The organism is Polaribacter sp. Z014 (genome assembly GCF_023555435.1).
Classification (GTDB): domain Bacteria; phylum Bacteroidota; class Bacteroidia; order Flavobacteriales; family Flavobacteriaceae; genus Polaribacter.
The window spans coordinates 1-8,744 of sequence record NZ_JALCZP010000041.1 but is presented as its reverse complement, the minus strand read 5'-3'; the positions used below and the strand labels follow the sequence as shown (position 1 = coordinate 8,744).

At 28.8% G+C, this 8,744-nt stretch carries 8 protein-coding genes; 7 read left to right on the top strand and 1 reads right to left on the bottom strand.

Features of this window, described 5'->3' with window-relative positions; genetic code table 11:
• Positions 1–114 precede the first annotated feature (114 nt).
• The 4 genes from MPF19_RS18465 (at position 115) to MPF19_RS18450 (ending at position 6,143) form a co-directional block, all read left to right on the top strand.
• A complete protein-coding gene (locus MPF19_RS18465) occupies positions 115–852 on the top strand; it encodes a hypothetical protein (RefSeq protein ID WP_249989757.1) in 738 nt (245 codons plus the stop codon).
• 262 nt (positions 853–1,114) lie between these two features.
• Positions 1,115–3,646: a DEAD/DEAH box helicase family protein gene (locus MPF19_RS18460; protein WP_249989756.1), complete on the top strand. Its 2,532-nt coding sequence runs from the start codon at positions 1,115–1,117 to the stop codon at positions 3,644–3,646.
• Between the two features lie 9 nt (positions 3,647–3,655).
• Complete coding sequence (locus MPF19_RS18455) at positions 3,656–5,527, top strand: N-6 DNA methylase (protein ID WP_249989755.1); 1,872 nt, start codon at positions 3,656–3,658, stop codon at positions 5,525–5,527.
• Positions 5,528–5,825: 298 nt separating this feature from the next.
• Entirely contained in the window at positions 5,826–6,143 is a 318-nt protein-coding gene (locus tag MPF19_RS18450; RefSeq protein ID WP_249989754.1) for a hypothetical protein, read from the top strand.
• Here the strand turns inward: MPF19_RS18450 and MPF19_RS18445 are convergent.
• Positions 6,132–6,425, bottom strand: coding sequence for a hypothetical protein (locus MPF19_RS18445; protein ID WP_249989753.1), 294 nt, complete (start codon positions 6,423–6,425; stop codon positions 6,132–6,134). The genes MPF19_RS18450 and MPF19_RS18445 overlap by 12 nt on opposite strands.
• Before the next feature lie 18 nt (positions 6,426–6,443).
• On the opposite strand from MPF19_RS18445, the gene MPF19_RS18440 reads away from it, so the two are divergent.
• The 3 genes from MPF19_RS18440 to MPF19_RS18430 all read left to right on the top strand — a co-directional run bounded on the left by MPF19_RS18440 (position 6,444) and on the right by MPF19_RS18430 (position 8,664).
• Positions 6,444–6,845, top strand: coding sequence for a hypothetical protein (locus tag MPF19_RS18440; protein ID WP_249989752.1), 402 nt, complete (start codon positions 6,444–6,446; stop codon positions 6,843–6,845).
• 300 nt (positions 6,846–7,145) lie between these two features.
• Entirely contained in the window at positions 7,146–7,967 is an 822-nt protein-coding gene (locus MPF19_RS18435; RefSeq protein ID WP_249989751.1) for an ExbD/TolR family protein, read from the top strand.
• Between the two features lie 169 nt (positions 7,968–8,136).
• Positions 8,137–8,664, top strand: a complete 528-nt coding sequence (locus tag MPF19_RS18430) for a hypothetical protein (protein WP_249989750.1) — start codon at positions 8,137–8,139, stop codon at positions 8,662–8,664.
• Positions 8,665–8,744: the final 80 nt, after the last annotated feature.

The following is an 8,744-nucleotide window of genomic DNA, read 5'->3' as shown; positions in this document are numbered from 1 at the left end:
GCTTAATAAAAGTAGTTGCTTTTTTATTCACTTCTGTTTTCTTTCGGAAAATAGTCGTTCATAAAACCGCAACTTTCAATACACAACCACGTTAGAGCACATATAACAACTCAAATGAAAATGACAGGATATCATATTATAATTATAGGAATATTACTAATAGGAGTCGGTACTTTTCTAACTATTTACGGACAATCAGTTAATAGCAAAAAGGATAATGAAAAATTGACTGAACAAAATATTGGTCTTCAAACTAAACTTGGTAGTTTAGAAAGCACCAATAATTCTTTGGATAAAAACTTATCTGAATTAAGAATTGAAAACAAATCTTTAAGTGAGCAATACAACGATATGCTAAATCAAAATCAAGGCATATTAGGACAATCAAAAGAAATACTTGGTCAGAATACAAATCTTCAGGGCAGTAATTTAAAACTGAGTAAACAAATTGAAAAATATCAAACAGCTATAGAAGAAAAAGAAAAAGAAATTGAATTATTAAAAAAAAGAGTTGATAATAAAGACCCTAGAATTATAATAAAACATAATGAGGTAAATAAAATTGATGAAGGTTATGAATTTAAATTAGTTTTTGGAGCCCAATTCCCTATTTTATTAAAAAATATAATACTTGACATCAAATTTGAAAATGAAATTTTGGATGCTACAAGCGGAACAATTTCTAATGCAGGAGGAATGGCTCTTGGAGGAAGCTTTGACTTAAAAATCAACCCAGATAGAAAATCTATAACTTATCAAAGAGTTGAATTATATCCTGGAAATGAAATAGTATTTACAATAATTAGTAAAACGGAAAACAAAATTATTGACATAAAAGGACAACCAAATTAAATACGTGCTCTAACACCGTATAAAAATAATTGCGGTTTAGTGCTTAATCAAAGGTCGTTGCGTGTTTGTAACGTCTGATTTTCCTTCGGAAAATCCTCGCATACAAACCCGCAACTATTCTTATACATAAACGTTGTACACAAGCTGAAAAACACCGCAAAAGCAGCCGCATAAATAGCACATTTATTTTTTTTTCAACGCAAATCCAACGCTAAAAAAAACAAAAGAGCTATTTTAGCCAACGCTCAACCGAATTAAAGAAATGAAAAATGAAGCTCACGCAAGAATAAAAATTAATCAACTGCTCGAAGAGGCAGAATGGAGATTTTTTGACAATGAGAAAGGTTCTGCGAATATCTTACTTGAAAATCACGTAAAAATCACCCAAACTGAAGTTGACGCTTGGGGAAACGATTTTGAAAAAATAAAAACTGGTTCTTTAGATTTTTTATTAGTTGACAGCAATAACAAACCTATCTGCGTTCTAGAAGCTAAAAAAGAGAGTCTTCATCCTCTTATTGCAAAGGAACAAGCTAGAAAGTATGCAAAAACTGTTGGAGCTCAATTTATTATTCTTTCAAATGGAATTGTACATTTCCTTTGGAACTTAGAAAAAGGAAACCCAAAACCAATTTACAAATTTCCTTCACCAAGCGAAATTGGAGCAATTAAGGAATGGAATCCTGATAGAAAAACATTAGCAAGCGAAGAAATCAAAGATGATTTTATTTCAATCGTGCAAATGCCTGATTATGCAAAAAAACCCGAATGGAGAGGAAATCCGATTGACAGTAAAGACTTTGTTTGGAATAATGGGTTACGGTTTTTAAGACATTACCAATTAAAAGCAATCCAAAAATTACAAAAAGCAGTTGCAAATAACAAAGACCGTTTTCTTTTTGAAATGGCAACTGGAACAGGAAAAACACTTACTGCTGCTGGAGTAATTAGACTTTTCTTAAGAACTCGAAATGCAAGACGGGTTTTATTTCTTGTAGACAGATTGGAACTAGAAGACCAAGCTTGGAAAGCTTTTACAAACTATCTCAAACCAGATTACACAACATTTATCTACAAGGAACATAAAACCGACTGGAGAAAAGCAGATATAGTTGTTACAACTATTCAGTCATTAATGTTCAATAACAAATATAGATACGAATTTAAACCAACAGATTTTGACTTGTTAATATCTGATGAATCTCATCGTTCTATTTCTGGTAATGCAAGAGCAGTTTTCGAATATTTCCACGGTTACAAATTAGGTTTAACAGCAACGCCAAAAGATTATTTAAAAAGTGTTGATATTGACAAAGTAAAAGAAAACGACCCAAGAGAAATAGAAAGACGTTTATTAAGAGACACCTATGCAACCTTCGGTTGCGAAGGTGGTGACCCAACTTTTCGCTATTCTTTAATCGATGGAGTAAAAGATGGTTTCCTTATCAACCCAAGAGTTTTAGATGCTAGAACAGAAATAACTACACAATTACTTTCTGACGAAGGTTATTCGGTTGCAATTGCAACCGAAGAAGGAGAAGAAACAGAAACCTTTGTTTCAAGAGATTTTGAGAAAAAATTCTTTTCAGAAAAAACAAATCGTGTTTTCTGTAAAACTTTTTTAGAAAATGCTTTGCGTGACCCAATTACCAAAGAAATTGGTAAAACAATCATTTTTGCTGTTAGTCAAAATCACGCAAGAAAAATCACTGAAATTTTAAACGATTTTGCAGAACAATTATACCCAAATAAATATAATTCAGATTTCGCTGTTCAGGTGACATCTCAAGTTGGTGATGCTCAACAAATGACTATCAATTTTACAAACAATAATCTTAATGGAAAATCATCTTGGTTAGAAGGCTACAAAACTAGTAAAACTAGAATTTGCGTAACAGTTGGAATGATGACAACTGGTTATGATTGTCCTGATTTACTTAATTTATGTATGATGCGACCAATATTCAGTCCTGCTGATTTTGTTCAAATAAAAGGAAGAGGAACTCGTAAACATACATTTACACATAGTTTTAAAAATGAACTTGACGAAAAAGAAATAATAAAGAAAGAGAAAGAAATATTTAAACTCTTTGATTTCTTTGCTAACTGTGAATATTTTGAAGAAAAATTTGATTATGATGAGAAACTAAAATTACCAAAACCAAGAAATGGAAATCCAGAAGGTGGCGGAAGTGGTTTTGATATTGACAAATACAACAGTTTAAGACCAGACCCAATTTTATCTGTAAGCGAAGAGCAGATTGGTTGTGATGGAATGCGAATTGATAGAGAACTTTTCAGAAAGTTTGAAAACCGAATCGTAATGGATGATATTATAAAAAAGAACGTAGAACTTGGTAATTGGGAACACGTAGTAAGTCATATTCAATCCGAAATATTTGATAAACCTGAGGAATATTTCAATTTAGAAAAGCTGCGTAAAGCCGCAAAAATTGATAGAAAAATTTCAATACGTGAGGTTGTAGAAAAAATATTCGGCATAATTCCAAAATTTAAATCAAAAGATGAATTATTGGAAGAAGAGTTTGATAAATTCATTTCTATTTATCCACCGAGTGAAGAAGAGATTAATATAAGAGCTTTAAAGTATTTTTTTAAAGCATACATAGTAGACCAAGACATTAGAAAAATAATTGAAACAAAAGATTTTCAAGCATTACAAACAAATCCTACATTGACTATTTCACAATTTAAGGCAGTTGCTACAAAATACAGAAAAGTAATTCCAGTGTATATAAAAGATTATATAAAATTAGAGCAGTTTGCTGCTTAAAAAATATTTATGTTAGATACGACAACAAAAAAAAGAATTAACGATTGCCGAGATATTTTAGTAGGTAAATTACCAGACCCAAAAGGACAAATAGAACAAATTACCATTGGCTTAATTTATAAGTTTATGGATGATATGGATAAAGAATCTATTGAATTAGGAGGTAATGCGAAGTTTTTTTCAGGTGAGTTTAAAAAATACAGTTGGGATAGTCTATTTGACGCAAGAGTTACAGCATCTGATATGCTTAACTTATATTCAGAAGCTATTGAAAATATGGAAAAGAATCCAAATATCCCTCAACTATTTCGGGATATTTTCAACAATGCTTATCTACCTTATCGCGACCCAGAAACATTAAAAATGTTTTTAAAAACCATTGGGGAATTTGAATATACTCACAGTGAAAAACTCGGAGATGCTTTTGAATATCTACTATCAATTATGGGTTCACAAGGTGATGCTGGCCAATTCAGAACACCAAGACACATAATAGATTTTTTAGTTGAAATAGTTGCACCAAGCAAAACAGATACAGTTTTAGACCCTTCTTGTGGTACAGCAGGCTTTTTAATTTCTGCATTCAAATACATTAAAGAAAAAAACAAAAATGAATTAACACCTGAACAAAGAAAAAAGTTAATTCAAAACTTTGTAGGTTATGATATTTCACCAGATATGGTTCGTTTAAGTTTAGTTAATTTGTATTTACACGGATTTTCTGAGCCTCACATATTTGAATATGACACATTAACTAGTGAAGAACGTTGGAACGAGAATTTTGATGTAATATTAGCAAACCCACCTTTTATGACACCTAAAGGAGGAATTAGACCTCATAAAAAGTTTAGTATTCAAGCAAATAAATCTGAAATTTTATTCTTAGATTATATATTAGAACATTTATCTGGCAGTAAAAAAGCTGGTATTATTATACCTGAAGGTGTTTTGCATAATAATTACGCTTCATACAAATCCATACGTGAAAAACTAATAAAAGAAAATTTATTATACGCTGTAGTAGAACTTCCTCACGGAGTTTTCAAACCTTATGCTAGTGTTAAAACTCATATTCTTTTTGTAGATAAAGAAATTGCGAAACAAAAAAAAGAAATTTTATTTGTTCAAGTTGAAAATGATGGATTTACTCAAACTGGTGCAAGAAAACCAGTAAAAATGAATGACTTAGGAGAAGCAAAACGACTTATTGAAACTTTTAAATCAACTGATAAAATAGATAGTAAATCATTAAAGTTCAACACAGTTAATAAATCTGAAATTTTAAATGATAAATGTTTGAGTTTAGTTGGAAGAAGGTATAAAGCTATTCATTATGCGAATAGTTCTAATTATCCAACCCGTAAACTTGACAAAAAACTAATTAAGGTATTTAAAGGGAATTCAGGAGCACAAAGTACTGAAGAAGGTAAATATAGATTTGTTGTAACTGCCGAAAATTTCAGAACATCCAAAAATTACGCTTTTGATTGTAAAGCTATATGTGTGCCTATAGTTTCATCTACTGGTCACGGACACGCTAGTGTTAGAAGATTACACTATATAGAGGGAAAATTTGCCTTAGCAAATATAATGTGTGGTATAGAAGTATTAGATGAAAGTATATTACTTCCTAAGTATTTATATTTCATATTATCAGCAATGAAAGAAGAAATATTAGCCTCTTTAATGACAGGAACTTCTAATGTTTCTTTAGATAAAGATGATTTATATGACATTGAAATTCCTTGTCCTGATATTAAGACTCAACAAAAAATTATTCAATCTCAGTTGAACACAGAAAATGAAATTTTTGAAATGAAAAAAAAGATAAAAGCCAATCTGAACAAGCTCGCAAACGAAGGAAAAAAGATATGGAATTAATCCAACGCTCAAAGCCATACACATTTGCAATTCGCACCAGCCAACGCTAAAGCCAAAAATTACAAAAGAGTATGTCTTTTGCCAACGCTAGCAAGTTTGCGGAAAGAAAAAGCCAGTGTACAACACCGTATATAATTTATTGCTAGTTTTAGCTTATTTACGAAAATCCTTGCAGACTTTAAACCTGTGTTTTATTTACTACTTTAGTGCTTAAAACACGCAACAAACCATATACAACAACGTTGCCAAACATAAATAAGTAGAGTAAAGGAATGAATAAGAAAATAGAAGAGGAAGTATGAAAAATATGAAAATTATGAAAATAGAAAGATTGACAAGTTTAGAAAGTAAAATTGAATTATATTCCGATAGAGAACATTTTTTTGATAGTATTGAAGAATTACTAATAAATGAAATACAAAATGAGAAAGATGGAGATAACAGAAAAATATATGTAGATTTATTAGAGTCTATAGAGGGTTATGAATTAGAGGAATATAAATCACATCTAAAAGAAAGACCTAAAAAGGGATTTATTGAATATTATTTATCTTTAACTAATAATTTTAAAAGTGTAGTCTCTGGTGAAATAACACATTTAGAATTAACGAAGTAAATGGTCTGAAAACAGATTGTTTTCAAATAAGAATCTCAATTCAGTAATTGAATTGATATAAATACAACGAAAAACAATACTTCTACTTTCAGTATCTTTTTTGTGATTTTCAAAAATTTGGAAAAGAGTAATTAAGTTTTTATTAACTATAACATTATAACTGAATCTATGACCTCTTTCGTTAATAGTTTCTGAAAGGTATTTAATGTAGTAAATTGATTTTGTTTCTTTATTTACTTTAAAACCTTGTTCTAATAAATAATCGTGAATAAAAGAATACATAATTAATAATTTAGTTTAATGAAAAAGACATTAGAATATAAAATACTGAAATACTTATCTAAAAATAATAGTTTGGATTTTATAAACGTTGCTCCTTTGGAAAGTAATTTTGAATTAATACAAAGTACAGTTAACGTTTTAAAATTAAGAAATCTTTTAGAACATAAATTGAATCCGAAAGGAGTAAAAGACGAAAAAGGAACAAGTCGATTCCCTGAAATTTTAGATTGTAAAATAACATTATTAGGAAGAGAATATTTATCGAATATTAATAAATCTACTATCGAAGTAGATTTAGCAGAATCTAATATTATATCAAATAAACAGAATACAAGGTTTTCTAAAATTAATATTGGATTTATGATATTTAATGCCATTTTCGTAATCGCTAACATTATGATATCAATATACAGAAAGTAATGACTTGACCGATAGCTATAAAAATATTACCCACTAAAAGTATTTTTGTGTTTAAAGCAAATTTTTCTTGTTCTGACATAATAAATAAAGGTTAAATCACAACAAAGGAATTGAAAAACGAATAATTACGTTAGGCAACACCGTGTATAAATAATTTTTGCTTTATCGCTTTAAATTTACTTACTCTTTCTTTAGATAATGTACTTACAATTCTGAAAATAATTAATTTTAAATCCAAAACTATTAATACACAAACACGTTGTGGTTTATATATAATAGAAATACAGAATTATAAAATAAATGAGAAAAAGAATATATTTAATACTTTTATTTGTTTCTTGTTTCGTATTCGGACAAGAAATTGATATTACGCTCCCAAAAAGCTATGGAAATAAAATTAGTTTCAGCAATCAATTTATTACTCCTTTATTTAATGTTTACTTAAATAAAAATGGGAAAGTTCGTTTTGAAAATATTGATTTATCCATAGAACAATTAGGAGATTCAATTCACAAATATGTAAATAAATTAGATCCAATAAACAGAATTAGTTTAATAATTCAAATTTATGCAGATAAAGATACTTACTATAGTAATGTTGAGAAAGTAAAGTCCCAAATGACTAAAGCCTTAGCTTTAAGAGCAATGTATAGAACTGGAATTGTGGAAGATATTAATAGTGGGATTATGGTAAGACTGAATGGTACTTCCTTAGATTCAGACTATAAACTATTAGAATCAATGAAAGAAATAAATCAAAATATGGGAGTTGGACAAGATTCTATATTTGAAATGATTGATAATTTATATGAATTAAAGTTTAATAAAGCTAAAGCGATTTTGAAATCTTATAAGTATAAGAAAATGAAAATTTATAGTAATAAAAAACTAATAATCAATGGTGAAAAATACAATTTAAATGATATGCAAAAAATATTTAAAGAACTTAAAAATGTTGATTTTATTATCACTTATTTAAATCCTAAAATGACCTATGATATTTACTTGAAAAATTTAGCATTATTGAAAAAGGTGTTCAAGGAGAATAATATATTTCTTCCAATTATTGAGATATCTAGAGATTTAGAAAAAATTATGAAAAAAAGAAAACAGGAAATTTAAAAAATACAAACCTCAACACCGTATAAACTTTATTGCTGGTTTTGGCTCACTTGGGAAATTCCTCCGGAATTTCGCCGTTCGTGTTTTATTTACTAAATTCACTACTTAAACAACGCAACAAAGCTTATACAACAACGTTGTGCTTCATTAAAAACAGAAATAAAAACCAATGAATTCAAGCATTGAAAATATAGAAATCAATTACAATGGGAAAAATGTCAAAGGAAAAAAATTGACAGTTTATTCAGAGTTAAATATTGACATAAATACGGCTTGGAATGAAGTTCAAAAAAGTTCATTACTTGAATTTGTTTGTAAAGGAAAAGTAACATTTAAACCTGTTGAATCTGAATTTCCAGAATATTGGAAAAAAAGTATGAACATAAAGACAAAAATGCTGATTTATGGATTAATACCTTTCGGCGGAATTCATTTACTTAAATTTATGAACATTGATCATCAGAAATTCTCAATACTTACGAATGAACAAAATTCATTTGTGAAAATTTGGAATCATAAAATTCGTATGGAACAAATTGACCAAAACAAGATGAAGTACAAAGATGAAATTGAACTGTACGCAGGAATATTAACAAATTTTGTAACAAAATGGGCTGAATCATTTTATATTCATAGACAGAAAAGATGGAAAATAATTACGGATGAAATAAAAACGAAAGCACAACACCGTATATAATTTATTGCTGGCTTCTCGCCTACTTACGAAAGTCCTCGCGGACTTTCTTGGTTGGTAATTATTTACTAAATTAGTTGCTT

Coding starts and splice junctions, on each gene's coding strand:
- MPF19_RS18440 (WP_249989752.1), top strand. CDS start 6,444: ATGAAAAAGACATTAGAATATAAAATACTGAAATACTTATCTAAAAAT.
- MPF19_RS18445 (WP_249989753.1), bottom strand. CDS start 6,425: ATGTATTCTTTTATTCACGATTATTTATTAGAACAAGGTTTTAAAGTA.
- MPF19_RS18460 (WP_249989756.1), top strand. CDS start 1,115: ATGAAAAATGAAGCTCACGCAAGAATAAAAATTAATCAACTGCTCGAA.
- MPF19_RS18450 (WP_249989754.1), top strand. CDS start 5,826: ATGAAAAATATGAAAATTATGAAAATAGAAAGATTGACAAGTTTAGAA.
- MPF19_RS18435 (WP_249989751.1), top strand. CDS start 7,146: ATGAGAAAAAGAATATATTTAATACTTTTATTTGTTTCTTGTTTCGTA.
- MPF19_RS18455 (WP_249989755.1), top strand. CDS start 3,656: ATGTTAGATACGACAACAAAAAAAAGAATTAACGATTGCCGAGATATT.
- MPF19_RS18430 (WP_249989750.1), top strand. CDS start 8,137: ATGAATTCAAGCATTGAAAATATAGAAATCAATTACAATGGGAAAAAT.
- MPF19_RS18465 (WP_249989757.1), top strand. CDS start 115: ATGAAAATGACAGGATATCATATTATAATTATAGGAATATTACTAATA.